This window comes from Mesorhizobium tamadayense, assembly GCF_003863365.1.
GTDB classification, from domain to species: domain Bacteria; phylum Pseudomonadota; class Alphaproteobacteria; order Rhizobiales; family Rhizobiaceae; genus Mesorhizobium; species Mesorhizobium tamadayense.
The window spans coordinates 1-25724 of sequence record NZ_RQXT01000056.1; the positions used below are offsets into that span (position 1 = coordinate 1).

Annotated in this window: 25 protein-coding genes; 18 read left to right on the forward strand and 7 right to left on the reverse strand. The window is 64.2% G+C overall.

Annotated elements, in window-relative coordinates; translation table 11 throughout:
- Positions 1 to 133: 133 nt before the first annotated feature.
- The 6 genes from EH240_RS30580 (at position 134) to EH240_RS30605 (ending at position 6106) form a co-directional block, all read left to right on the forward strand.
- On the forward strand, positions 134 to 568 hold the full coding sequence (locus tag EH240_RS30580) for a DsrE family protein (protein ID WP_125005583.1): 435 nt from the start codon (positions 134 to 136) through the stop codon (positions 566 to 568).
- 84 nt (positions 569 to 652) lie between these two features.
- The gene (locus EH240_RS30585; protein ID WP_125005585.1) at positions 653 to 1438 is read left to right on the forward strand and encodes an SDR family NAD(P)-dependent oxidoreductase; all 786 of its coding nucleotides are present in this window, start codon (positions 653 to 655) and stop codon (positions 1436 to 1438) included.
- An 88-nt stretch (positions 1439 to 1526) separates the two neighbouring features.
- Complete coding sequence (locus EH240_RS30590) at positions 1527 to 1838, forward strand: putative quinol monooxygenase (protein ID WP_125005587.1); 312 nt, start codon at positions 1527 to 1529, stop codon at positions 1836 to 1838.
- Positions 1839 to 1916: 78 nt separating this feature from the next.
- Positions 1917 to 3020 (forward strand): AbrB family transcriptional regulator, encoded by a 1104-nt coding sequence (locus EH240_RS30595; protein ID WP_125005589.1) that lies wholly within the window; start codon positions 1917 to 1919, stop codon positions 3018 to 3020.
- Between the two features lie 46 nt (positions 3021 to 3066).
- Positions 3067 to 3819, forward strand: a complete 753-nt coding sequence (locus EH240_RS30600; RefSeq protein ID WP_125005661.1) for an SDR family NAD(P)-dependent oxidoreductase — start codon at positions 3067 to 3069, stop codon at positions 3817 to 3819.
- A gap of 214 nt (positions 3820 to 4033) precedes the next feature.
- Entirely contained in the window at positions 4034 to 6106 is a 2073-nt protein-coding gene (locus tag EH240_RS30605) for a TonB-dependent siderophore receptor (protein WP_125005591.1), read from the forward strand.
- Positions 6107 to 6160: 54 nt separating this feature from the next.
- On the opposite strand, the gene EH240_RS30610 is transcribed toward EH240_RS30605, so the two are convergent.
- The 3 genes from EH240_RS30610 to EH240_RS30620 form a co-directional block, all read right to left on the reverse strand.
- Entirely contained in the window at positions 6161 to 7234 is a 1074-nt protein-coding gene (locus EH240_RS30610; protein ID WP_125005593.1) for a siderophore-interacting protein, read from the reverse strand.
- Positions 7235 to 7454: 220 nt separating this feature from the next.
- Positions 7455 to 8231 carry an esterase family protein gene (locus EH240_RS30615; protein WP_125005595.1) on the reverse strand — a complete coding sequence of 259 codons (777 nt, stop codon included), beginning with the start codon at positions 8229 to 8231 and terminating at the stop codon, positions 7455 to 7457.
- 4 nt (positions 8232 to 8235) lie between these two features.
- On the reverse strand, positions 8236 to 9402 hold the full coding sequence (locus EH240_RS30620) for an ATP-grasp domain-containing protein (RefSeq protein ID WP_125005598.1): 1167 nt from the start codon (positions 9400 to 9402) through the stop codon (positions 8236 to 8238).
- Between the two features lie 411 nt (positions 9403 to 9813).
- On the opposite strand from EH240_RS30620, the gene leuA reads away from it, so the two are divergent.
- The 4 genes from leuA (at position 9814) to EH240_RS30645 (ending at position 15183) form a co-directional block, all read left to right on the forward strand.
- The gene (gene leuA, locus EH240_RS30630) at positions 9814 to 11553 is read left to right on the forward strand and encodes a 2-isopropylmalate synthase (RefSeq protein ID WP_125005600.1); all 1740 of its coding nucleotides are present in this window, start codon (positions 9814 to 9816) and stop codon (positions 11551 to 11553) included.
- A gap of 190 nt (positions 11554 to 11743) precedes the next feature.
- Positions 11744 to 13528 (forward strand): tetratricopeptide repeat protein, encoded by a 1785-nt coding sequence (locus tag EH240_RS30635; RefSeq protein WP_125005602.1) that lies wholly within the window; start codon positions 11744 to 11746, stop codon positions 13526 to 13528.
- Positions 13529 to 13671: 143 nt separating this feature from the next.
- Complete coding sequence (locus tag EH240_RS30640; RefSeq protein ID WP_125005663.1) at positions 13672 to 14475, forward strand: alpha/beta fold hydrolase; 804 nt, start codon at positions 13672 to 13674, stop codon at positions 14473 to 14475.
- Positions 14476 to 14565: 90 nt separating this feature from the next.
- Positions 14566 to 15183, forward strand: a complete 618-nt coding sequence (locus EH240_RS30645) for a hypothetical protein (RefSeq protein WP_125005604.1) — start codon at positions 14566 to 14568, stop codon at positions 15181 to 15183.
- Here EH240_RS30645 and EH240_RS30650 read toward each other — a convergent pair.
- Entirely contained in the window at positions 15173 to 16108 is a 936-nt protein-coding gene (locus EH240_RS30650) for a metallophosphoesterase family protein (RefSeq protein ID WP_125005606.1), read from the reverse strand. The genes EH240_RS30645 and EH240_RS30650 overlap by 11 nt on opposite strands.
- 68 nt (positions 16109 to 16176) lie before the next feature.
- Here EH240_RS30650 and EH240_RS30655 point away from each other — a divergent pair, with 68 nt between their 5' ends.
- Positions 16177 to 16680 carry an NUDIX domain-containing protein gene (locus EH240_RS30655; RefSeq protein ID WP_125005608.1) on the forward strand — a complete coding sequence of 168 codons (504 nt, stop codon included), beginning with the start codon at positions 16177 to 16179 and terminating at the stop codon, positions 16678 to 16680.
- Between the two features lies 1 nt (position 16681).
- On the opposite strand, the gene EH240_RS30660 is transcribed toward EH240_RS30655, so the two are convergent.
- Positions 16682 to 17668 (reverse strand): glutathione S-transferase family protein, encoded by a 987-nt coding sequence (locus tag EH240_RS30660; RefSeq protein WP_125005610.1) that lies wholly within the window; start codon positions 17666 to 17668, stop codon positions 16682 to 16684.
- Positions 17669 to 17970: 302 nt separating this feature from the next.
- Here EH240_RS30660 and EH240_RS30665 point away from each other — a divergent pair, with 302 nt between their 5' ends.
- The 6 genes from EH240_RS30665 to EH240_RS30690 all read left to right on the forward strand — a co-directional run bounded on the left by EH240_RS30665 (position 17971) and on the right by EH240_RS30690 (position 22714).
- Positions 17971 to 18576: a GNAT family N-acetyltransferase gene (locus tag EH240_RS30665; protein ID WP_125005612.1), complete on the forward strand. Its 606-nt coding sequence runs from the start codon at positions 17971 to 17973 to the stop codon at positions 18574 to 18576.
- A gap of 30 nt (positions 18577 to 18606) precedes the next feature.
- Positions 18607 to 19368: a 3-hydroxyacyl-CoA dehydrogenase gene (locus EH240_RS30670; protein ID WP_125005614.1), complete on the forward strand. Its 762-nt coding sequence runs from the start codon at positions 18607 to 18609 to the stop codon at positions 19366 to 19368.
- A gap of 6 nt (positions 19369 to 19374) precedes the next feature.
- A complete protein-coding gene (locus EH240_RS30675; RefSeq protein WP_125005615.1) occupies positions 19375 to 20550 on the forward strand; it encodes a CaiB/BaiF CoA transferase family protein in 1176 nt (391 codons plus the stop codon).
- A gap of 36 nt (positions 20551 to 20586) precedes the next feature.
- Positions 20587 to 21357: a HugZ family pyridoxamine 5'-phosphate oxidase gene (locus EH240_RS30680; protein ID WP_125005617.1), complete on the forward strand. Its 771-nt coding sequence runs from the start codon at positions 20587 to 20589 to the stop codon at positions 21355 to 21357.
- 165 nt (positions 21358 to 21522) lie between these two features.
- Positions 21523 to 21861, forward strand: coding sequence for an ArsR/SmtB family transcription factor (locus EH240_RS30685; RefSeq protein WP_125005619.1), 339 nt, complete (start codon positions 21523 to 21525; stop codon positions 21859 to 21861).
- 55 nt (positions 21862 to 21916) lie between these two features.
- On the forward strand, positions 21917 to 22714 hold the full coding sequence (locus tag EH240_RS30690) for a TrmH family RNA methyltransferase (RefSeq protein WP_125005621.1): 798 nt from the start codon (positions 21917 to 21919) through the stop codon (positions 22712 to 22714).
- 34 nt (positions 22715 to 22748) lie between these two features.
- Here EH240_RS30690 and EH240_RS30695 read toward each other — a convergent pair whose 3' ends face one another.
- Both EH240_RS30695 and EH240_RS30700 read right to left on the reverse strand, forming a co-directional pair.
- A complete protein-coding gene (locus EH240_RS30695) occupies positions 22749 to 23894 on the reverse strand; it encodes a coiled-coil domain-containing protein (RefSeq protein ID WP_125005623.1) in 1146 nt (381 codons plus the stop codon).
- Positions 23895 to 24033: 139 nt separating this feature from the next.
- Positions 24034 to 24555: a DUF1134 domain-containing protein gene (locus tag EH240_RS30700; protein WP_245436531.1), complete on the reverse strand. Its 522-nt coding sequence runs from the start codon at positions 24553 to 24555 to the stop codon at positions 24034 to 24036.
- A gap of 408 nt (positions 24556 to 24963) precedes the next feature.
- On the opposite strand from EH240_RS30700, the gene chpT reads away from it, so the two are divergent.
- Complete coding sequence (gene chpT, locus EH240_RS30705; protein WP_125005627.1) at positions 24964 to 25593, forward strand: histidine phosphotransferase ChpT; 630 nt, start codon at positions 24964 to 24966, stop codon at positions 25591 to 25593.
- The last annotated feature ends 131 nt before the right edge of the window (positions 25594 to 25724 follow it).

Sequence of the window (25724 nt, forward strand, 5' to 3'; positions counted from 1 at the left end):
TATGGATGGGCACTAAGCTAGGCGCAATTCCAGGAAAAGTGTGCATCGGGTTTCCGTCCGGAATAGCGTAAAAACAAATAATTAGTGAAGCCCGAGCCACGCAAAATCGCGAGCCGCCGAATGGAGGAGTCTTATGCTGCGCCGTGACATTTTCCGAGCCAGCCTTGCCGGAGCAGTGGGTCTTTTCAGCCTGCGCCGGGCGAGCGCCGCCACTGGCGAGGAAAGGCTGAAGGTCGCCTATCACCTCAGCGACGCCGACAAGGTGAATTTCGTCCTCGGCAACATCAAGAACCATTATGAGGGCACCGGCGGCAATGTCGAAATCGTGCTGGTCGTGCACGGTCCGGCCCTTGCGGCCTTCAAGGCGAAGAGCGCTTCCGGCGCGACGTCCAGCCGGTTTGCCGGCCTCGTCCAGCAGGGGCTCGTTCCACAGGCCTGCGGCAATACCATGCACGGCATGGACATCACGCTTGCCGACCTGCTCGCCGGCTTCCAGGTCGCCGACAAGGGCGGCGTCGTAAAGCTCGCGGAGTTGCAGCGCCAGGGCTATGTCTATCTCCGGCCCTGATTTCGCGCCCTGATCTTGTCTTGACTTGAACGCCCGGCCGGCAAGCGTCTTCCAATTGCCGGCGCAAGTCCCGGAGGTATCGACGTGCCAGCTGACCCGACCACACTTGTCATTTCCGACCTTGCCGGCAAGGCGGTGCTGGTCACCGGCGCGTCGACAGGGATCGGCGCCGCGCTCGCCCAGGCCTATGCCCGGCAGAATTGCCGCGTCGCCCTGCATTACAATTCGAGCTGGGAAGCCGCCGACAAGCTCGCCCGGTCGATCCGCGACGGCGGCGGCGAGGTATTCCTGACCCAGGGAGATTTTTCGGTTCCCGCCGACGTCGAGCGTGTGGTCGAGGAGAGCGCGCAACATTTCGGCCGGCTCGACGGGCTGGTCAACAATGCCGGTGGCATGCTCGGCCGCGTCGCCTATGCCGACCAGACCGAGGCGCATTACGATGCGGTGATGGACCTCAACGCGCGATCGGTGCTGACCGCCTCGCGCAAGGCGATCCCTTGGCTGAAGCGCCAGGGCGGTTTCATCATCAACACCTCCTCGATCGCCGCCCGCAATGGCGCCGGCGGCGGGGCCGGCCTCTACGGCTCGTCCAAGGCCTTCGTCTCCAACGTGACGCGCGGCATGGCAAAGGAGCTGATCGGCTTCGGCATCCGCGTCAACGCCGTGGCGCCCGGCACCATCCTGACGCCGTTCCACGAACGCTATTCGAGCGCGGAGCAGATGAAGGCCATGGTTGCGACCATACCGCAGGGCCGCGCCGGAACGGCGCAGGATTGCGTCGGCGCCTATCTGTTTCTGTCCTCCGACCTCTTGAGCGGCTACATCATCGGCCAGGTGATCGAGGTAAATGGCGGCCAGTTGATGCCGTGAGCCGGGACCGGCATACTCTTCGCGCATAAATGAGATTTGATGCGCTTGGCGTTTGGTCAAACGCCAGGCGGCGAAAGGGAGACCGGGAATGTTCGGACTGATCGGCAAGATGCGGGCAGCACGCGGCCAGCGCGACGCGGTGATCGACGTGCTGCGCGAAAGCACCGCTGCGCTCCCCGGCTGCCTGAACTACATCATCGCCACCGACCCGGCCGATGCCGACGCGATCTGGGTCACCGAGGTGTGGACCGACCAGGCAAGCCACAAGGCATCGCTGCAATTGCCGGAAGTCCAGGCGGCGATTGCCAGGGCGCGCCCGTTCATCGGCGGCTTCGAATTCCAGGTCGAGACCCATCCGGTCGGCGGCTTCGGCCTCTCCGTCCCCGAGAACAGCGGCTGAGGGCGAGACCGGCACGAATAGAACCTTTCCGCGGGGAAATGGGTTCGCATTTGTCCTTGCCCGGTCTAAGAGCCGGATATGGACTCTTCGCCGGAACGATCGTCCCCGGAACAACCGCCCATTGAACGCATGGCGCGGCTGCGCCAGCCGCAGCAGTGGCTGGTGCTGGTGGTGTTCTCGCTGCTCTTCGCCGGCGCGCTGGAATTGGCCGCCCTGCCTGCGGCGCTGCTGATCGGCCCGATGCTGGGGGCGATCCTGGCCGGCACTAATGGCGCCACGGTGCGCGTGCCCCGCCCGCTGTTCGGTTCGGCGCAGGCCGTTGTCGGCTGCCTCGTCGCCGCCTCGATCTCCGCCGACATATTTCCTGTCTTCTACAACGAATGGCCGCTGTTTCTCGGTGCCGTGGTGGCGACCGTCACGGCCTCCAGTCTGCTCGGCTGGCTGATCAGCCGCTGGCGCATCCTGCCCGGCAGCACCGCCGTCTGGGGTTCCTCGCCGGGCGCGGCGACCGCCATGGTGCTGATGGCCGGCGCCTTCGGCGCCGATCAGCGTCTCGTCGCCTTCATGCAATATCTGCGCGTCATCTTCGTCTCGATGACGGCGGCGCTGGTCGCCAAGATGTGGGTCGACACATCGGGCGTAGAGGTGCCGCCCATCGTCTGGTTTCCGCCGATTGATCCGCTCGCCTTCGCCGCCACCATCGGCATTGCAATCGTCGGTGGCCTGCTCGGAAAGTTGCTCAGGCTGCCCTCGCCCTTCTTCCTCGGCACCTTCATCTTCGGTGCCGTGGTGCATCTGGGCTTCGGCGTGCCGATGCAGTTGCCGCCCTGGCTGCTGGCGGTCAGCTACGCCATGGTCGGCTGGTCGATCGGGCTGAACTTCACCCGGCCGATCCTGAGCCACGCGGCGCGCGCGCTGCCACAGATCATCGCCTCGATCGTGGCGCTGATCGCCTTCTGCGGCGGCATGGCGTTCGTCATCAGCCGCGTGCTCGGCATCGACCCGCTGACCGCCTATCTCGCGACCAGCCCCGGCGGCATGGACAGCGTTGCCATCGTCGCCGCCGCCGCGCGGAACGTCGACATCTCCTTCGTCATGGCGCTGCAATCGGCCCGTTTCCTCGTCGTGCTGCTCATTGGGCCAAGCGTAGCCAAGCTGGTGGCGCGAAACGTTAGGGACTGATCCGCAGTATCAATGCAAGGGGAGGAGAATACCAATGAGCCGCCGCTTGAACGCCATCGACCTCTCTGGCCGTGTCGCCGTGGTGACGGGCGGCGCGCAAGGCATCGGCCTTGCGGTTGCTCGCCGCCTGCTGTCGTCAGGCGCAAGCGTCGCCATCTGGGACATCGACCAGGCCGCGATGACGAGCGCCGTGACCGAGCTTGCGCCGCTTGGCCGCGTGGAAGCCTTCCTTTGCGACCAGTCGCAGATCGAGGCGGTCGACCGCGCCGCGACCGAGACCGATCGGGTGCTTGGGCCCGTCGATCTCCTCGTCAACAATGCCGGCATCGCCGGGCCTGCCGCGAGCGTGGTGGACTACGAGCCCGCCGCCTGGCGGCAGATCGTCGACATCGACCTGAACGGCGTCTTCTATTGCTGCAGGCGACTGGTGCCCGGCATGATCGCGCGCAACTACGGCCGCATCGTCAACGTCGCGTCTGTGGCCGGCAAGGAGGGCAATCCCAACGCCGCCGCCTATTCGGCCGCCAAGGCCGGCGTGCTGGCGCTGACCAAGTCGCTCGGCAAGGAGCTCGCCGGCCATGACATCGCCGTCAACGCGCTGACCCCCTCGCCCGCCCGCACCCGCATCCTCGAACAGCTCACCGAGGCCCAGGTGACCTACATGCTGGGCAAGGTGCCGCGGGGCAGGTTCGTGGAGGTGGAAGAGGCAGCGGCGATGGTCGCCTTCATGCTCTCGGACGAGAATTCCTTTACCACCGGCGCCACCTTCGATCTTTCCGGCGGGCGCGCCACCTACTGATCCTTCGTGCCGGCTTCAATTCGCTCCCCGCTGCAGAGGCCGGTGGAGGCTCGGCTTCTGCATGAGCTCCAAAAAATACTTGACTCAGTTACTCATATTTGAGAGCGCGGGAGCGCAATCAAACATGAGTATTGGAGAAGAGTTTATGCGCGAGCGGCCGAAAACATGGCGCCTAGGGACATGGCGCCCAAGGACACGGTGCCGAGCGATATCATTGCTGGCGGGCACCGCGCTCCTCGGCCAGGCCTGGCCGGCGATTGCGCAGGAGAGCGGAGACGCCACCGTTCTCGGCAAGATCGAGGTGACCGCCGAAAGCAATGAGATCCTGGTGCAGGACGGCTATGTCGCCAAGAAGGACCGCATCGGCACCAAGGTGGACACGCCGATCGTCAAGATCCCGCAGGCCGTCTCGGTCGTGACACAGAAGCAGATCGAGGACCAGAAGCCGCGCACGCTGAACGATGCGCTGGGCTACACGGCGAGCGCCAATCCCAACAGCTTCGGCTTCGACACGCGTTACGACGCCTTCTTCCTGCGCGGCTTCCAGGCCTTCTACAACGGCATGTTCCGCGACGGGCTGCGCCAGTACAACGGCCCCTCGGCCTGGTTCAAGACCGAGCCCTACGGCATCGAGGGCGTCACCATCCTGAAGGGGCCGGCGTCGTCGCTTTACGGCGTCAGCGGCCCGGGCGGCATCGTCAACGTCGTCACCAAGCGGCCCAAGGATGAGCCGTTCCACGAGATCGAATTGCTGGCCGGCGAGCACAACCGCTTCCAGGCGGCCCTCGATGCCACCGGGCCGGTCAACGACGACGGCAGCATCCTTTACCGCTTCACCAGCCTCGGCCTTCTGACCGAGACCGACCTGCCCGCCTATCCCGACGACAAGCTTTATCTGGCGCCGGCCGTCACCTTCAAGCCGGACGAGGACACCAGGCTCACCATCCTCGGCGAATATTCGAAGTCGGTCACCGACGGCACCGCCGCCTTCTACAACTCTGCCTATGGCGCGCTGTCGAACGTCTATGAAGGCGATCCTGCCTGGAATGACTTCAGCCAGGATCAGGGCCGCATCGGCTACGAATTCGAGCACCGCTTCAACGACTGGCTGACGGTGCGGCAAAACCTCCGGTACAACGCCGTCGACAGCGACATTGAATACAGCGGCCACTATTCGCTCGGCGCCGAGCAGCCGCTGCAGCGCTATTGGGGCCACTATACCGAGAAGATGAAGAACTTCGTCGTCGACAACATGGCGCTGCTCGAGTTCGACACGGGTACGGTGCGGCACACCGCGGTCGGCGGCATCGACTATGCCTGGTCGGGCTACGACGCGGGCAGCGGGCTTTCCTATGTCTCGGTCGAAGACATCAAGTCAGCGCCCGTTCCCCATTCCGGCGGCCAGCAGATGAACGAGCTCGGCGTCTACCTGCACGACCAGATGGAGTGGAACGACTTCACGCTGTTCACCAGCGGCCGCTACGACTGGGTCGACACCACCTCGACGGCGGCCGATTTCAGCCAGTCGAAACAGAAGGACAGCGCCTTCTCCGGCCGGCTCGGCCTTTCCTATTGGACCGAATGGGGCATCATCCCCTACATCAACTATTCGACCTCGTTCTCGCCCAACATCGGCTTCGTCTATGACGACATCACAAGCACTGTCGGCCGCGTCGCTCGCCCGACCATCGCGACGCAGAAGGAGATCGGCGTCAAATATGAGGTCCCGGATCACAACGCGACCGTCAGCGCGGCCTTGTTCGACATAGACCAGAAGGACGGCGTCGTCTTCGACGCCTCGACCGGCATCAACAAGCAGCGCCAGCTCGACCTCAACTCGCGCGGCGTCGAATTGGAAGCCAACGCCTCCCTCGACAACGGCTTCAGCGTCATCGCTTCCTATACCTATCTGCGCATGAAGATCGAACGCGGCGCGGAAGGCACCGTCGGCAAGCAGCTGTCGGCGACGCCGAACCACATCCTGTCGCTCTGGGGCCATTACCAGTTCGAGAACGACACGCTGGCGGGGCTCGGGCTCGGCGCCGGCGTGCGCTTCGCCGGCGCCAGCTACGGCGACGACACCAACACCTTCAAGAACGATGCGCGCGCCTTCGTCGACGCGTCTGTGTCCTATGATTTCGGCTACCGCAATCCCAAGCTCGAAGGCGTCAAGCTGCAGGTCAACGCCAAGAACCTGTTCGACAACCGGCAGGCAATCTGCTCGGCCGGCTATTGCTACCGCGATGAAGGCCGTTCACTGTTCGGCAGCCTGCGCTACCGCTTCTGAGGCGCGACTGCCGAAAGACGGGCGGCGAGGACAAATCCACTTTCGTGGATTGGCCTATTCCTCGCCGCCCCCGCCTTGCGCGCCCCGTCGCCAATAGGCGGTGACCAGGTGCCGGTCGCGCGGTAGGCCCCACTCCTTGCGCACGATCCTGCGGATCTCGCGAAAATCGGCGAACTCGCACCCGGCCCAGACAAAGAGATCGTCGGGACGGGCCTGTTGATCGCGCTCGCGCAGCGCCGCCGGCAACAGACCGGCACAACCGGCTTCGCGGCCATGCCGATACAGCCAGGTGATCTCGATATTCTCGCCCTCGGTCAACACGATACGGTCCTCGGGACCATCGACTTCGATCAGCGCCTCTGCACGAGCCGACCGCGGAACCTCTTCCAGGATCCGGCCGATGGCGGGAAGCGCCGTATCGTCGCCGACCAGAAGCAGGTTTTGCGCCTCCGGCACGCCACCGCCGCCGGGGCCGATCATGCCGATAACGTCGCCCGCCCGCGCGTTTTGCGCGAAAGCCGCTGCCGGGGTTTCGGTGCCGGGATGCAGCACGAAGTCGGCGTCGAGCCAGCCGCCGGCGACATCCAGCGCACGGATCGTGTAGACGCGGACGGTGAGCGCATCCTCTCCCGACGGCCACACGATCATGCCGTCGGCGCCCATGGAGGGCCAGACCGGCTGCCGCCCGGCCGGCGGCAATAGGAGCCGCACATGCAGCCCGCCATGGGCGAAGCGGCCGAGGTCGGGTCCTGAGAAGCGCACGCGCTGCATATGCGGCGACAGTCGCGTTGAGGATTGCAGGGTGATCTCGCGGAAGAAAACGGGCGTGCCGGTATCCCTGCCGTCGCCTTGCCAGCGCAGGCCGTTGGTGGTCCCCAACTGCCCTGCGATATGACCTGCGACGATCATCTTCATGTAAGACAGGCAGGTCTCGTCTTGCGCCGCGACCCGGATCAGCATGCCGCCGTCTCCGAAAGCGGCGCGCAGGGAGCCGTAATGCATGCGGAGCTCCCACTGATCCGTGGTGCCGCTATCGATCTCGCAGTCGCTGTGTTCGGCGCGCAACCTGTCCATGACCGCCCGTGTGGCGTCGTTGCGGATTAAGGTTTGCGCGCTGAGCTGAACCATCGCTAGGCCTTTCGACAAAGATTGAGCGATACGGCCATCGCGGGCCTACTCCATCGTCAGGCGGACATGCCACAGCGCCGGCGACGTTTCCATAAAAAGATGACAAATGGAGTCATATTTTTGGGAGAATGGCCGCCTGCGGATGAACGGATCTCAGGCGATGATCAGGCTCGCGATCCGGTGGCTTCGACAAAGCGGCGGATCGGGTGGGGCGTGGCCATCAATCGATCCTGCGCATCAGGTCGTCGTCCAGCCAGCGGCCGAAGAAATAGACGAGTTGCTTGTGCCACCATGGCCAGTCATGGCTGACGTCGCCGCCCCAATAGTCGACCCAGGCCGGGATGGATTTCTCGCGCAGCACTTGCTCCAGCTCGCGCGTTTCGACAAGCATGCGCTCTTCCCAGGCGCCCTGCCCGCAGCAGAAGATCAGCCTGAGCCCTTTCAGCCGCCCGAGCAGCTTCTGGTCGACGATGCCCGGCAGATAGTCGAGCGGCGAGTTGAAAAAGATGCTGCCCTCCAGCGCCCGGCCGAAGAAGTCGCGGGTCGAATAGACGCCCGACAGCGAGATCGCGCCGCTGGCCAGCTCCGGAAAGCGGAACACGAAATTCGATGAGTGGTAGCCGCCCATGGAGCAGCCGCAGAACAGCGGCTTGAGAGTGCGTCCGCCATTGGCCTTGGCGGCAACCGACTGCAGCTCCGGCAGCGCCTCCTCGCGCACATAGCGGAAATAGGCCTCGTGGCGGGCGATGCGATGAGCGGGGTCGCCAAGCTTGTCGAAGAAGGATTCCGAATCGATGCCGTCGAGCGTGAACAGCTGGATACGGCCGGTGTCGATGAATTCGGCAAGTGCTGCGACACCGCCCGAATCCTCGAACTGATAGAAACGCCCCTGCGAGGTCGGGAACACCACCACCGGCCGCCCGGCATGGCCGTAGCGCTTGTATTCCATGTCGCGGCCGAGGTTGCGGGCATGCCCCTTGTGATAGGAAACGTCCATCGCCTCACGCCTTTTCCGCGTGGATATAGTCGACCGCCTGGCGCAACGCCGTCGGGTCCTTCGAACGCATCTGGTAGGCGTAATTGCCCATGGCGCGGCTGAAAACTTCTTCGATGGCTTGGTGGTGGACGATCTTGTCGCCGTGCGCGGCTAGCACGTCCTCATGGCTGTGCAAATAGTCGACGTGCCGTTTGCGGCTGGCATAGGCGGTGAAGTACTTGCCTTTGTAAGGGCCGCCGGCCGCGTCCTTCACCACCATGTTGGCCCATTCGCCATAGACGTCGATGTCGAAGGTGTAGTTGATCGCATCCGTCATCCAGGCGCCGGGCGGCCGCATGTTGACCTCGAGCGCGATGACGCGCTTGTCCTTCGTCTCGAAAAGTTCGATGTGAAAGAAGCGCTCGCGCACGTCGAACGCTTTGAGAATCTTGCGGCCCGCCTCCTCGACCGCCGGCGTGATCTCGGGGAAGCAGGTGTAACTCATGTGGCGGTCGCGGTTGACCACTTCCATGACGCTCTGGTCGTAGCGGTGGCTCGCCGCCAGCACCACCTCGCCGTCGCGGTTGACCAGTCCGTCGAATGTCACCACCAACCCCTCGATGAACTGCTCCATGACGAAGCTGACGCCCTCGGGCTTGTCCCGGAAGAACTGGTCGAGTTCCTTCGCGTTGGAGATCTTGAACGTGTTCGAGGCGCCGGATCCCGAATCCGGCTTCACCACTACCGGATAGCCGACGCGGCGGATGAAGGTCATGGCCCCAGTTCGGTCCGAGCATTTGCGCTGCGGAATGGTCTCGACGCCGCTCTTGCGGAAGAAGGCGCGCATGCGGCTCTTGCGCTTCAAATTCTTCACGAAATCGAGTTTGGTTCCGAAGATGTTGAAGTCAGTGCGGATGTTGGCTTCGAGCTCCAGCCAGTACTCGTTGAGCGATTCGAAGCGATCGATGCGGCCCCATTTGTGGATGAAATGGCCCATCGCCCGGAACACGGCGTCGTAATCCTCCATGTCCGCGACGCGGTAATATTCCGACAGTCCGGCCTTGAGTTTGCCGCTGAGCGTCTGATAGGGCGCATCGCCGATGCCGAGCACCGTGGCGCCGGCCTTCTTCAGCCGGTCGCAGAAATCGGCGCCGTTGGCCGGAAAATGCGGCGAGAAGAACACGAAATTCATGCAACGACCTCCCCCTGAGATCATATCCTTCGGGAGCGAGTGTGGCGCATTTGCCCGATGCGGGGAAGAGCCGGCGCTCCGCGCTGCACGCTCCGCGCCGCACTTGCCTCCTGATGGCGGCTCCTGTAAGAGAGCCGGCATGACCACGCGCACCCGCTCAGTCGCTTCTCCTCGCCCCGGCTTTGCCGGCGAGACCGTGCGCGCGCTTGCTTCGACCCTGCTTCTTCTCGGCCTTATCGGCGATCGCCGGGTTCGCTGAAGGAGCGCCCGGCGGTCGAAAAACCGCCGCTCGAGGCGCATGCTCCTTGGCCAGATTGGCAAGTCACATCAAGCGAACGAAACTTTGGTAAAGGCGCCGCTCGGCACCAACCCGCCTGAAGGCGGTCATACGAGCCGCCGGGAGAAACGACGATGAATAGAAGAGAAGCAATCAGCGCCGGCGAGGCCGAGACGGCCGCGCAAGCGAGCGGGCACATGCCGGATGCCGCCCGCAAATATCAGCCTTACCCGACCGTCAACCTCGCCGATCGCACATGGCCGTCGAAGGTGATCGACAAGGCGCCGATCTGGTGCTCGGTCGATCTGCGCGACGGCAATCAGGCGCTGATCGATCCGATGGGCCACGAGCGCAAGGCGCGCATGTTCGCGCTGCTGCTCGACATGGGCTTCAAGGAGATCGAGATCGGCTTCCCGTCGGCCTCGCAGACCGACTTCGACTTCGCCCGCTGGTGCGTCGAGGAAAGCGGCGTGCCCAAGGACGTGTCGCTGCAGGTGCTGGTGCAGTGCCGGCCCGAGCTGATCACGCGGACCTTCGAGGCGCTCAAGGGCGCGCACCGGCCTATCGTGCATTTCTACAACTCGACCAGCGAGCTGCAGCGCCGCGTCGTCTTCGAGAAGGACGTTGCCGGCATCAAGCGCATCGCCACCGACGCCGCCAAGATGATCACCGACATGGCCGCCAAGGCCGGCGGCGGCTTCCGTTTCGAATATTCGCCGGAGAGCTTCACCGGCACCGAACTGGAGGTCGCGCTGGAGATCTGCAACGCCGTCACCGAGATCGTGAAGCCGACGGCGGACAACAAGCTCATCATCAATCTGCCGTCCACGGTCGAGATGTCGACGCCCAACATCTACGCAGACCGCATCGAGTGGATGTGCCGCAATCTCGACAACCGCGACAAGCTGATCGTCTCGCTGCATCCGCACAACGACCGCGGCACCGGCATCGCCACCACCGAGCTCGGCCTGATGGCCGGTGCCGACCGCGTCGAGGGCACGTTGTTCGGCAATGGCGAGCGCACCGGCAATGTCGACATCGTCACGCTGGCGCTGAACATGTACACGCAAGGCGTCGATCCGGGGCTGGACTGCTCCGACATCAACAGGATGAAGGACGTCTACGAATACTCGAACCAGCTGAAGATCCCGGAGCGACATCCTTACGTCGGCGAGCTCGTCTACACCGCGTTCTCCGGCTCGCACCAGGATGCCATCAACAAGGGCATGAAGGCGTTGCGCAAGGCCAACACGCCGCTGTGGGAAGTGCCTTACCTGCCGATCGACCCGGCCGATGTCGGCCGCACCTATGAGGCGATCATCCGCATCAACTCGCAGTCCGGCAAGGGCGGCATCGCCTATGTGCTGCAGGCCGACTACGGCCTCAACCTGCCGCGCAACCTGCAGATCGAGTTCAGCCAGGACATCCAGGCGATCACCGATGCCGAAGGCAAGGAAGTGCCGGTCAAGCGCATCCACGAGCGCTTTCTCGAAGCCTATGTCGACCAGCCCGGCGCCAGGTTGAAATTCCTCGACCACCACACCTACCCCGACACCGAGGTGAAGGGACGGCGCGTGGTGGAAGCGGTCATCCTCGACAACGGCAAGGAGATGACCATCACCGGCACCGGCACCGGCCCGATCGACGGCTTCGTCGATGCGCTTTCGCGCCATGTCGGCGTGGAGATGTCGGTGCTCGACTATTCCGAACACTCCTTGCAGCGCGGCTCGAATGCTTCGGCCATCTCCTATGTCGAGATGGAATATCCGGGCGGCAAGCTGTTCGGCGCAGGCATAAACACCAACATCGTCGCGGCCTCGCTGGAGGCCGTGGTTTCGGCCGCCAACCGCATCCTCGGCCGCAAGGCCGGCTGACCCTCGATCTTCGCGCGGCGCGTTCGCCGGGACGCGCCGCGCCTTAAAAACACAATTTCCCTGCCATCCATTAACCGGCAGGGAAATTTGCGGTGGCTTACGCGATCGCATAACAGAAGCGTTCTTGTGCGCCGGCGCGAGCGCTATATGATCATGTCCTAACCTGTGCCGACTTCGGAAGGATCGACACTTGGAGCCTGCCACGCCTGCCGCCCCCGCAGTGCGCGCGACATTGGAGCGACTGCTTGCCAGCGAAACGTTCGGACGGTCCGAGCGTGCCCGCAGGCTGTTGCGCTATCTGGTGGAGCGTGAGCAGGCCGGCGAAGGCGACAGGCTGAAGGGTGTATCCATCGCCATGGACGTCTTCGGCAAGGACGGCGATTTCGATGCGTCGACCGACGCCGTCGTCAGGGTCCAGGCCGGGCGGCTGCGCGAGCTTCTGGATCAATATTTTGCCAATGAGGGCATTGCCGAGCCGGTGCGCATCGCAATCCCGCGTGGCGGCTATGTGCCTTCCTACGAGCTGAATGCCATCCGGCTCCCCGACGAAGCCAGGCCTGCAGCTACCGGCCAGGTCGCTCCGCCCTCGGCTAAACCTTTCGAGAATCCCACGCCCGCCGAGGCCGCGCCCGCCGAGGCCGCGCCGACGACGACGACCCCGGCATCGCCCGCATCCGCCGCATCGCTGACGAGCCAATTGCGGTTCTTCTGGGCCGCCATGGTTCTGGTCATCGCCATGCTGGGCGTGCTTGTCGTTCGCCAGGGCAATGCCTTTTTCCACAGTGATGCGGCCGGGCCGGTCGAAACGGCAGGTACGACCGGCAGCGTTGCCTCGCAGACTTTCGAAAGCCTGCCCTTGATCTACATGGCCATCAGGGCCGACGGACCGGAGGCGACCCGTGTCGCCTCCTCGCTGCGCGGCGGTCTGGCCGGCTTCGACACCATAGACTTCATCGGACGCGAACCCGACGCTACGCGCGACAGTTCCGCCGATCCGATCAGCTTTGTTTTCGATCTTATTCCCGGACCTGCCCCCGGCGACGTCACGGTCGAGCTGCAGAGCGTCGCGACGGGACGGGTTCTGCTGTCGCGCAACCTGACATCCGCCGAAAGCGCGCCAGGTGTGGTCGAAAGCAACGTCGCCAATCTCCTGACCTCGACCATCCCCGCTTCCGGCGCGATCTACAACTATATCGATCAGAGCGACATCCGCACCAGCCAGATCGGATGTTTGGTGTTCAACGACCGCTACTATCTCGACCAGAGCGCCAAGACGCATGAGGCTGCGTATCGCTGCCTGGAGAAGCTTGTCGGCACAGGCACGAAATCGTCGCTCGTCTACTCGGAACTGGCTTCCCTGCATCTGGAAGCCGTCAACAACCACTACGCTTATCCGCCCGGCGCCACGATCGAACAGGCCATGTCGTTTGCCCACCGCGCCATTCAGATGGGGCCGATGAGCCCACACGCGCATCGCGCCTATGGCTACCTCAACTCACGTCTCGGCAATACGGACGAAGCGATCCGCTGGATGCGCAAGGCCTATGAACTCAACCCCTACGATCTCGGCATGGCCGCCGCCTATGGCTACGGCCTGATCTTCGCCGGCAGATACCAGGAAGGAACGCCGATTCTGGGCCATGCAGTCGACGCGTTCAGCGGCCACCCGACCTGGTGGGACTATGGCCTGTTTGTCGGAGCCTTCATGCAAGGCGACACCAAGAGGGCAGCGATCGCCAGCGAGTCGCTGAGAACCACGGCGTCGAAGTCGCACTACCTGGCCGCGCGCCTGATCGGCGCCAAGATTTCCGGCCGCGACAAGCTCGCGGGCCAGCTTGCTAACGAACTCACCGTCGAGTTCCCGAAATTCGCCGCCGATCCGCGGGCGACATTCGTCGACAGGAAATACCCCGCCGATCTCACCGATCGGCTGGTGCAGTCGTTGCGGGCCGCGGGGATCGGCAACCCGAGCTGAATAGTCACAGGCAGCTGCAAGCACATCGGCGCTGAGAAGGCCGCATTTCTCCGGTCGCGAAAATGTTACTGGCTATCGATCCGGTCCGGGAGCAATTCAGCCACAATTTCAAATCGCCTGCCCTCTTTGCCCAAAGCCATTTCATGCTTGCGTTCCCTTATGCCGCCGAACAAGGCGCCGGCCCGAAAAGGGTCGTCTTTCTGCACGGTTTCGGCAGCTGCCATGAGATCTGGCATGCCGTCATCTCCGCGCTCATGCCGGGCGTCAGGGCGTTGGCCTATGACCTGCCGGGCCATGGGCATTCATTGCGATCCCAGGGAACGGGCGGCGCCAAGCCGGCGGCCCGGACCATTCTGGCGGACCTCGCCGCCCGCCGGCTGGACAAGGTTCACCTCGTTGGTCATTCCATGGGCGGCGCGGTCGCGACATTGATGGCGCTCGCCGATCCCGGAAGAATAGCCTCGCTGACGCTTCTGGCGCCGGGCGGCTTCGGTCCGGAGATCAACGGGCCGTTGCTGCGCCGTTATGCCGCCGCAGCCGAGAAGATAGAGATACGCGCTTGCCTCGCCGCCATGTCGGGGCCGCAAGGCCTGACGCCCGACCATGTAGTGGACGTGCTTTTCGAGATGCGCGGACGGCCGGGGCAAGTGCAAAGCCTTATCGATATTGCAGCCGCGATGACTAGGGACGACCGGCAAGGCATCATCCCGCGGGAGCAGCTAAGAGCCCTCGACATGCCAGTGATGGTGGTTTGGGGAGCGCAGGATCCGGTGCTGCCGGTCGACCAGGCCGAAGGCCTGCCGGCACATTTCCATCGGCATCATGTGCTGGATGCCGGCCACATGCTGGTCGAGGAGGCGCCCGATTTGATCGCCGAGATCGTGCGCCGCAACACACGGCGCCGCCGCATGCGCCGGCAGCCGGTGTTTGGGACGGCGGCAAGCTGATCCGCCGGGCGGCCTGGCACAGGACCATCCGCAGTGCATTTTGCCGGCGACTGTGTTAACTCCCTGTTTACCAACAGCGAGACAGCCGCCATGAAGGATGCAGGCGACAAAATCACCCCGATCGAGCCGTCGCGGAAGCTGGCGGATGCCATCCGCGACGTGAAGAACGCCTTCGCCGACCGCGACGACGTGGTGGTCGACATGCGCGAGGCGCACCGCATGCGGCTCGAACTTCTGGCGGCCGATCTCGCGCCAGTCTTCGACGGTGTGCCGGCGGACATGGATTATTTCGACTTCGCCGTCTCGTCCGGCCTGCAGCCACGTCTGTGGATCGATGCCGTGAGCCACGTCGCCATGGGACGCGACCGCCGCACCTATCGTTTCCTCAGGGACACGCGCATCGGCCGCGTCGTGTTGGCCGAATCGACCGAGATGAAGCCGGTTGCCGATGCGGTGACCCGCTATGTCGCCGAGCGCGTCGTCGAGCGCCAGCGGATGATGGAAGGCGGTGCGGAGAGCGCCGCTCACGGCCTGCATCGCCCCACCGTCCAGGAAGCGGAGCCGCCGCTGCAATCCGAGACGCGGCGTAACGGCTGGACGACCTTTTTCGCTGGCCTCGGCCTGATCACCGCCGGCGCGTTGGTGGGCCTGGCGGTGTCGCTCGTGCTGTTCTGGGACCGCATCGCCCAGATCAAGATCAGCTTCTGACGAGCTCGCGGGCTGCCGGCGTATCGGCGCCGAGCTCGATCACTTGAAGATCCGACGGCGGCAGTGCCGGTCCCGTCAGGCCGCGCCTTGTCAGGCGGATGTGCCAGTCGCCCGTCTCGCCGCTTATCTCGAAGAGATTGTATTGAGCCGCCGGTTGCTTGCCGCCCGGCGCCTGGCCGGCGGCAGCCACGCCGACCACCGGCACCTTGGCGCCACGCGGGCCGATGGTGAACAGCGACGGCAGGTGCGAGTGACCATGCAGGACAAGCTCGGCGCCATGCCGGCGAATAACCTTGTGGAAGCGGGAAATGCCGAACAGCCGCTTATGCTGCGAGACGGCGCCGCGCACCGGCGGATGATGTATCATGATGGCGCGAAACAGCCCTTGTTTTGCCGTGGCGTCGAGGATCTTGCCGAGCCGCTCCGCCTGGCCTTCCATGAAGAAGCCGTTGGCCATGAAGGGCGCCGTGGCCCGCGCCGTCGTGACGCCGATCAGCGCGACATCGCCCCGCACGCGCAGATAGGGAAAGGAATTGCGGTCGACTAGGCTGTTGACGCCGTCCCCCGTCATCCACGGCGCCCACGACCGGCAGACCTTATCGAAGGCGCCCGGCACATAGGCATCGTGATTGCCCGGCACGACGGACACGTCGTTCGGAGAGCCAAGCGTCTCCAGCCAGTGCTTCGCCATCTCGATCTCGCCGTCGAGCGCCAGGTTGACGAGATCGCCGGTGACGGCGAGGTGGTCTGGCGCGTTGGCCTTGATATCGGCCACGATCGTGTCGATGACCGCATCATGCATATGCCGGCGGCGGTTGCGCTGCCAGTTGACGTAGCCCAGCACGCGCTTGGACGCGAGATCGCGATAGGTTACATCGGGCAGCGGCCCCAGATGGACATCGGAAATATGTGCGAGCCTGAGCATAACCCCTTCTTAAGCGACGCCGTCCGGGCTTTCCACTCACCGATTGCTGTTCGCTTGCGGATTGCTGGATGACTGGAGCGCCGGACCCGGAACAAGCGTTGCGCCAGACCGGCTGGCCGGGCCTGAGGGCAAGGCTGTTCCATCTCTATTTCCTGCTGCGGCGTCCGATGACGCTTGGCGTGCGTGGCTTGGTCTATGACCGGGCGTCCGATTCCGTCTTCCTCATCCGCCACACCTATATGCCGGGCTGGCAATTGCCGGGCGGCGGCGTCGAGGTGGGCGAGACACTCCTCGAAGCGCTGGCGCGCGAGTTGGCCGAGGAAGGCAACATCGCGTTGACGGCTCCGCCGGCACTGAAATCGATGCATTTCAACCGCCGCTCCAGTCGCCGCGACCATGTCGGCCTTTATCTGATCGAAGCCTTCAACCAGACGGCGCCGAAACTCCCGGATCACGAGATCGCCGAGGCGGCTTTCTTCTCGCTCGACCGATTGCCGGAAGATACGACGCCGGCGACACGACGTCGGATTGCCGAAATTTTTGGCGGCGAGCAGGCCTCGGTCTACTGGTAAGTCAAGCCGCTTTCCGGAACCGGCCGCGATCGTGCGGCGCGGCGTAGTCGAGCTCCGGCCCCACCGGCACGATCCCTGTCGGATTGATCGATCTGTGACTGCCGTAATAATGCGCCTTGATGTGGTGCAGGTTCACCGTGCCTGAGACACCGGGCACCTGGTAGAGATCGCGCAGATAGTTCGACAGGTTCGGATAGTCGGCGATGCGGCGCAGGTTGCATTTGAAGTGGCCAACATAGACCGGATCGAAACGCACCAGCGTGGTGAACAATCGCCAGTCGGCCTCGGTGATGCGCTCGCCGACAAGATAGCGCTGCTTCGACAGCCGCTCTTCCAGCGTGTCGAGCGCCGCGAACAGTTCGCCGAACGCCTCCTCATAGGCTTCCTGCGTGGTGGCGAAGCCGGTGCGATAGACGCCGTTGTTGATTGCCGGGTAGACCAGCGCGTTGATCTTGTCGATCTCTGAACGCAGCGCCGGCGGATAGAAGTCGAGGCTCGCATCGCCCCATTCGTCGAAGGCGGAATTGAGCATCCGGATGATTTCGGACGACTCGTTGTTGACGATGGTCTCCTGCCTTTTGTCCCAGAGCACCGGCACTGACACCCGGCCCGAATAGCCGGGATTGGCCTTGGCATAGATCTGATGGAGGTATTCGAGGCCGTGGAGCGTGTCGCCAGTGGCGTCGTCCTCGGCTTTGAAGGTCCAGCCATTCTCACCCATGAAATGGTGCACAACGGAGACGGAGATGGTGTCTTCCAGCTTCTTCAAGGCGCGGAAGATCAAGGTCCGGTGCGCCCATGGGCAGGCAAGCGAGACGTAAAGGTGATAGCGGCCGGGCTCGGCCTTGAAGCCGCGCCCTCCGCGCTCTGTCGGCGCGCCGTCGCACGTCACCCGGTCGCGCCATTGCGCTTCGGCGCGCACGAACCTGCCGCCGCTGTCGGCGGCAACCGGCCGGTCCTGCCATCTGCCTTCAATCAGCAATCCCATGCGAAATCTCCCTGCGGTCCAAAACACATTTAGGCGTTTGGCTGGAATGTCGAAGCCCCTCAGGCGCTGAACAGTTCGTCAACGACGAACCAGATCGTCAAGTGGCGGAGCCGAGCGGCGGAGAGAAAGGTGAAGAGCGCCGATTGCAGCGGCACAAAATTGGTGCTAGCGGAGGCGCCCATGTTCGACTTTGCCGTGATCCGGTTCGACCGACGACGAAAGGGCGCCCGCGCTTGAAGCGCTGACTGGCGAACGCTGCCGCTTGCAGCAAACCTTTCCTCGCATACCGGAACGCAAAGACCATGAGCCTTGCCGACGTGAAATATCTGCCGGAAACCCCGGCGCACGATCCTGAAATCGAAGCCATCAACGACGAGGCCTTCGGGCCAGGTCGTTTCGTGCTTGCCGCCTACAAGATCCGCGAATCCGGCGGACATGATCGCTCGATGTCCTTTGTCGCGGTCAAGGACGATGCGGTGATCGCTTCCGTGCGCATGACGCGCGTCGCGGCAGGCGCCGGCCGCGCCATGATGTTAGGTCCACTCGCCGTACGGCCGGCTTTCAAGAACCTCGGCATTGGCCGCCGGCTGGTCACGATCGCGCTCGAAGCCGCGGCCAAGGCCGGCGCGCCGGCCGTCATGCTGGTCGGCGACGAACCCTATTACGGGCCGCTCGGCTTCAAGCGCTTTCAGCGCGGGCAGATCACCATGCCGCGTCCGGTCGATCTCGATCGGCTGCTCCACCACGAAATCAAGCCCGGCGCGGTGGCCCGTCTTGTGGGCGAGGTCTGCCATGCGGATACGGCGCGGGTTGCTGACCTGGCTCCGGCCGCGGTCCGTGCCTCGGCCAATCCGCCGTCCTCGATCGATTCGGTCATTCAGGTTGCGCCGCAGCAGCGCGCTTCGTAGCATGATCCGAAATCCTGGGAGGATGCCGGCATGAACCCGAATGGCCAGATCGCGATCGTCACGGGTGGCGGCTCCGGCCTTGGCGAAGCGACTGCACGCGCCCTTGCGGCCAGGGGCGCCAAGGTTGCGATACTCGATGTCGGTGTCGAGCGCGCGGCGAAGGTTGCTGCCGATATCGGCGGCATCGCGGTTCAATGCGACGTCAGCAGCGGCGACAGCGGCACCGCCGCAATTGCCGAGGTCGCGGCAAAGCTCGGCGAGCCGCGCATCCTGGTCAACTGCGCCGGCATTGCCATCGGCGTGAAGACGGTCGGCAAGGATGGTCCGCACCCGCTCGACCAGTACCGCAAGGTGGTCGAGATCAACCTGATCGGCACCTTCAACATGATCCGCCTGGTCGCCGACAGGGCGGCGAAACTCGACCCGCTCGCAGGCGGCGAGCGCGGCGTCATCGTCAATACGGCATCGGTCGCTGCCTATGACGGCCAGATCGGCCAGGCGGCCTATTCGGCGTCCAAGGGCGGCGTCGTCGGCATGACATTGCCGGTGGCGCGCGACCTCGCCCGCTCCGGCATCCGCGTCTGCACCATCGCTCCAGGTATCTTCAAGACGCCGATGATGGCCGGCATGCCGCAGGAGGTGCAGGATTCGCTCGGCGCTTCGGTGCCCTTCCCGCCCCGCCTCGGCGAGCCCTCGGAATATGCCGCGCTCGCGCTCCACATCATCGAGAACCAGATGCTGAACGGCGAGACCATCCGCCTCGACGGCGCGATCCGCATGGCTCCGAAATAGCGCCCAATGAGCACCGGCGTTCCCGCTACCGGGAAGACCGGCCCGCTGGCTGGCCTCAAGGTTATCGAGATGGCGGGCCTCGGCCCGGTGCCGCTAACAGCCCTCATGCTGTCGGAAATGGGCGCGGACGTCCTGCGCATCGAGCGGGCGGACGCCAAAGGGGCGCTTCTGTCCTTGCCGGAAGCCTACGACCTCGACCGCCATGGCCGCTCTATCCTCGAGCTCGACCTGAAACGCCCGGATGCCCCGGAGCTTTTGCTGCGCCTTGCGGAAAAGGCCGACGTGCTCATCGAAGGCTTTCGCCCGGGCGTCATGGAGCGGCTGGGCCTCGGACCCGACGTTGCGCTCGAACGCAATCCGGCGCTGATCTATGGCCGCCTGACGGGCTTCGGCCAGGACGGGCCGCTGTCGCGCCGCGCCGGCCATGACATCACCTACCTCGCCTATGCCGGCCTGTTGCACGCCATCGGCCGGCAAGGGGCGCCGCCCGTGCCGCCGCTCAACCTAATCGCCGACCAGGGCGGCGGTGCCATGATGCTGGTGGCCGGCGTGCTGGCGGCCCTCTTCCAGCGCTCGCGCACCGGCAAGGGCCAGGTGATCGACGCCGCGATGGTCGAAGGCGCATCGATACTCGCCGCTCCGGTCCACGCCTTCATGGCGGCAGGCCTCTGGAGCGAGCGACGCGGCGAGAACCTGCTCGATTCCGGGGCGCCCTTCTACGACACTTACGAGACCGTCGACGGACGGCATGTCGCCGTCGGCTGCCTCGAGCCGCAGTTCTTTGCCGAGTTCGCCAGGCTGCTGCCGCTCGACCAGCGTTTTGCCCGCAGCCAATATGACAGGACATCGTGGCCCGAGATGCGCGCGGCCATTGCCGAGAGGATCGGCCAGAAGACGCGCGACGAGTGGGCCGACGTCTTTGCCTCGACGGACGCCTGCGTCGCGCCGGTCCTGTCGCTGACCGAAGCCAGGGACCACCCGCAGGGCCGTGCCCGGCAAAGCTTTGTGCGATCGGGCGAGCTTCAGCGTCCGGCGCCGGCGCCGCGCTTCTCGAACGCCTTGCCGACGCTTGCCGCGGCCCCGACCGTCGCCGACCGCCGGCCTGCCGATGCGCTGGCCCGCTTCGGCATCGACGAAAGTGAAATCGAAGCCCTTGTCAGGCCCGGCCTGTTTGGCAAATAACCGGAGAGCAGAAATCAGCTTATCGCGGTGAGCGCTATGACCGAGACCAGGAAGGATGTCATCCGCGAGACCGACGCCGAGGCCGTCAGGCTGGCGAAGACGCTGATCCGCTCGGCCCGCTTCGGCGCGCTGGCAGTGATCGAGCCCGGCACAGGCGCGCCGCTGGCAAGCCGGGTCGGCGTTGCGACCGATATCGACGGCGCGCCGCTGATCCTGGTCTCGATGCTCGCCGCGCATACCGGCGCACTTCTCGCCGATCCGCGCTGCTCGCTGCTCGTTGGCGAACCCGGCAAGGGCGATCCGCTCGCGCATCCGCGCACCACGCTTGTCAGCCGAGCGCTGCGGCTGGAGCGTGGGTCGGCCGATCACGCCCGCGCCGAACGGCGCTATCTCAACCGTAATCCGAAGGCGAAGCTCTATGCCGGGCTTGGCGACTTCTCGATATTCCGCCTCGAGCCTGAACGCGCCAGTCTCAATGGCGGTTTCGGCAAGGCCTATCTTCTGGATTGCGCCGACCTGATCACCGTCGGCCCGGTCGTCGAGGAACTGGCGGCCAGCGAACAGTCGACGCTGGATCACATGAATGCCGACCATCGCGATGCGCTTTGCCTCTATGCGCGCCAATTCGGCCGGGCCGAAGGCGATGACTGGATTGCTACGGGTTTCGATGCCGACGGCATGGACCTGGCTTCTCCGGATACCACCTGCCGGGTCTTCTTCCCGCAGCCTCTGGGCGCTGCCCGCGAGTTGCGGTCCGTGCTGGTCGAGATGGCAAAGACCGGACGCGCCGCCGGCCAGGCACAGTAGCGAAAGTTAATCGTCCCGGACCGAAAGCAACTCTTGAGATTTAGGTAAAATGATCTACCCTTTGTTGCAGCGCTGATTCAGCGGCGCATCCTGACCTGAACATCGTGGAAATCAGCCACCATTGCCCCCATGGCGGCTGGATGAACCAGAAAACATGGGGCATCTATGATCTCGAGCAAGCTAGTCGCCAATGCCGAATCGGCTGCCGCGTTTCTGACACTCATGGGCAATGAAAAGCGGCTGCTGATTGTCAGCTATCTGATCGACGGCGAAATGTCGGTCGGTGCCATCGCCGAGAAAGTCCAGTTGAGCCAGTCCGCGCTGTCGCAGCATCTGGCCAAGCTGAGAGCGCTCGATCTGGTCGAGACGCGCCGCGATCGCCAGATGATCTATTATTCCTGCAAGTCCGACGCGGTACGCGAGCTGCTTCGCATGCTGGAAGGCATTTTCGGCGACGGCGACCTGTCCCAGATGGCCTACAGGATGCGCCGCGCCGGGGCTTGACCCGCGCTCTCCAAAGCCTCTTTACCTCGCTGACAATTTTGCCGGCGAGACCTGCATGAACCTCATCCCCATCGGCGACCCGCAGGATCCGCGTGTCGCCGCCTATCTCGACATCCGCGAGCGCGATCTCGTCGGCCGCCACGGGCGCTTTGTTGCGGAAGGCAAGGTGGTGCTGGACCTTCTCTTGTCGGCCGGACGCTTCGCCGCGGAATCGGCCCTCATTCTGGAAAACAGGCTGGCGGGCCTCGAAGGCGTCTTGCGCAAGACGCCGGCCGACTTCCCGGTCTATGTCGCCAGCGGCGAGGTCATGGACCGGATCGCCGGCTTCCACATGCATCGCGGCATATTGGCGATCGGCGTTCGGGGCGCGCCTAGACCGGCGGAGGTCTTGCTCGAAACCTTGCCCGCAAACGCGCTGGTCGTGGTTCTCGTCGGCATATCCAATCACGACAATATGGGCTCGATCTTCCGCAACGCCGCGGCCTTTGGCGCGGACGCCGTGCTTCTCGATTCCACCTGCTGCGATCCGTTCTACCGCAAGGCGATCCGCGTTTCGGTCGGCGCGGCGCTGAAGGTTCCCTTCGGCTCCTTCGGCGATACCTCGAGCCTGACCGCAACGCTTGACCGCCTGGGCTTCAGCCAATTCGCGCTCTCGCCGCGCGGCGAAACCGATATTCGCGCCGCGGAAAGAACTTCTCGGCTGGCGCTCTATCTCGGCACTGAAGGCGAAGGCCTGCCCGAAGCCCTGCTCAACCGTCTGCGGACAATACGGATCGGCATGGCAGAGGGTTTCGACAGCCTGAACGTTGCCGCCGCTTCGGCCATCGCCCTGCATCACTTCTCGAAACGATAGCCGTGCGCCGCCTGGCTGACTGCCCGCACTTTAATCAATTGGTTGGGTCGGCCTTCTGCAGGGCCCTTACACGGTCCGCGAGGCTGATGCCGCGCTCGCCGACATCTTGTCGCCCGTCGCGGGGGGCAGCCAGGGCCTTGGCAATCGGCGAATCCGGCCCGTCCAGCTTCATCGTCAGGTTGACGACCTCGGCCGCCAGTTCGTTGATTTGCTCGCGCAGCGCTGCTCCGGCGCGCCGCGCATCGCCTGCCTGTTCGGGCTGTGCCGTTTCGAGCGCAGCAAGATCGGTCTTGAGCCGCTTGTTCTCCCTCGCAAGCGCCGTCAGCCTCGCCTCCAGCCGCTCGCGATCGCCTTCGAGCCTGGCGATGGCCTTGTCGACGCCTTCGACTGCATCGGCCTGGTGCGTTCCATCATTTGCCGCGTGACCCTGCCTTGGGCGTTCACGCATCCGGGCAAGCTCCTTCTCGCGCCTGTCGAGTTTTTCCTCGCGGTCGGCAAGGGTCGCAAGCAGCCGTTCGACCTTCTTGTCCAGCTCGGCTGCCCGCTTCTTCTCCGCCTTGAGCGCGTCTCTGGCGGCCTTGCTTTCCGCCGCGAGTTCCTGATTGCGCCGGTCCGCTTCCTTGCGCTGGCTGCGCAGCACGGCAATATCGTTGGCGAGCTTGTCCAGTTCCGATTCACGGGCCACGAGCTCGATCTGGCGGTTCGAGGATGAGAAGCTGGCATCGTCGTACATCTGCTCCAGCTTTTGCAGCTCCAGCGCGCATTTCTCCAGGGAGCGCTCCGTCTGCGCCAGCTTTTCCGACAGCTTGCGCAGTTCGTCCTCGCGCTGCCTGAGCTCCGCGTTCTTGGCCTGCAGATCGGAAAGCACTTGATTCTTGTCCTTCGTTTCGACCGCCAGCTCCTTCAGGGCCTCACGGCCGCGGCCGATCTCGACCAGTTGCTCGGCCACCTTCTCCTTGAGGCTTTTGATGTTCATCTCGAGCCGGCGCGTGTTCATGGCGAACTCGGCGCGGACCCGGTCCTTCTCGGCCAGGATTTCGGCAGGCGTCAGCGGCATCGAGGCCTCGAGGCGCCTGCGCGTCAAGACGACGGCCCGCCGCCAGACGGCCGGCGCAATCAGCGACACCAGAAAAACGGCGCAGAGGAAGCCGAGTGCGAAGAACAGGATCGACTGGACCAAGGTGGACTATTCCGTATGCGAGGCGGCAATCCGCCAATGCCCGACTGTGCCACCTTGGCATGGCGCAAATCCAGCACCGCGGCAAGAGCATGCCGCGGCGCGATCGGTCTTATCCGAGCGGTGTGGCAATCCTGTCCGGTCAGAACGGATTCCAGGTCGCCCGTTCCGTAAGCTTCAGATAGCCGAGATTGACGCCGAGCCGGGCGCCGACACCGGTGCGGATCGGAACGATCAGCACCCTGTTGCTCTGCAGAACGTTGAAGCCGACGCCCGCCACGACATAGGCGGATCCGGCGACGCCGCCGAAGCGGTTGTAGAGGCTGCTGATGTCGTCCAGATTGTAGACCAGCATCATCACGCGCGACCCCTCACCGCCGAAATCCCAGCCGAGAGATGGACCTTGCCAGAACACCTTATGGTCGCCGGCGTTCTTGGTATAGAGCGTGCCCTCGCCATAGGTCAGGCCGCCGATCAGCGCGCCGGATCCTTCCTCGCCGAGCAGATAGCCGTTTGGCAGGCCGTAAGACGCAAAGATCTTTTCGACCACGGTGGCGAGGCCGCCCGACGTCGCGCCGAAGAATTTGTGGCCGGAATCGACGATCTCCTGCGCGGTGTATTCCTGGGCCCGCGACGCGGAGGTTGAGAAAATGAGAGCACCCATGAGGGCGATCGTCACGGTGAGGACGCGGACGAGAGTCCGGTCAAAGAATCGGGAAAACATGCTTCCAATCTCCGTCAGGGAGCACTTTCGCCGACGCCTCGTACCCCTACGGCTCTTGGCGGCCGTTTCGAGATGACTAATCACGGGCAAATTATGCCGCAATCCTTTTTCAACCATTAAGCTGGCGCAGGAAGATGGCAGTTCGAAGGCTGGCGGCCCGACACGGTCTTCCCTCGCCTCGTTTTCCCGACGTCAACGCACCATTTTCACCGTCAGAGACAGCGGATTTGTTGATGCACGGGCGGGCGCTGTGTATTCAGAAGGCCTTGGAAAAGAGCGTGATTCGCGTGACGGGCGCGAAAACCGGTCGCTCGGCAATGATTATGTGAACCAGCAGGGATTTCTTCGATGGCCGAGCTCTTCACCCTCTCCGCGCCCGATCTGGCTGCGCTTCTGTGCAGCCGCGTATGCCACGACATCATTTCGCCGGTCGGCGCCATAAACAACGGTCTCGAGCTGCTCGACGAAGGCGGTGCCGACGAAGACGCCATGAAACTGATTCGCCAGAGCGCCAGGAACGCCTCGGCGCGGCTGCAGTTTGCCCGCATCGCCTTCGGCGCCGCCGGCTCGGCCGGCATGATGATCGACACCGGCGACGCCGAGGCCGTGGCCATCGCCTTTTTGAAGAACGAGAAGCCGGAGCTGGTCTGGAACGGTGCCCGCGCGCTGCTGCCCAAGAACAAGGTCAAGCTCCTGCTCAATCTCATTCTCGTCGCCAATGCCGCCATACCGCGCGGCGGCAAGCTGGTGGTCACGCTGGAGAACCCCGAGACCGAACCGCGTTTTTCGCTGTCGGCCGCCGGCCCGATGCTGCGCGTGCCGCCGAAATTCCTCGAGCTGCATTCCGGCCACAAGCCCGAAGAGCCCATCGACGCCCATTCGGTCCAGCCCTACTACACGCTGCTTCTTGCGCGTGAGGCCAACATGACGATCTCGATCCATGCGACGGCCGACGAGATCGTGTTGTCGGCGGTCTGAGGCAACGGCCAAGAGCAGACCAAGTATTTGTTTCCCCTGATATTACAGCCCGCAGTGCGGGCGAAGCATTGTCTGCCGCTCGCCGCTGCATTGGATCGGTGGCGAAAACCGCGCGATGCGCCTCTTTGGAA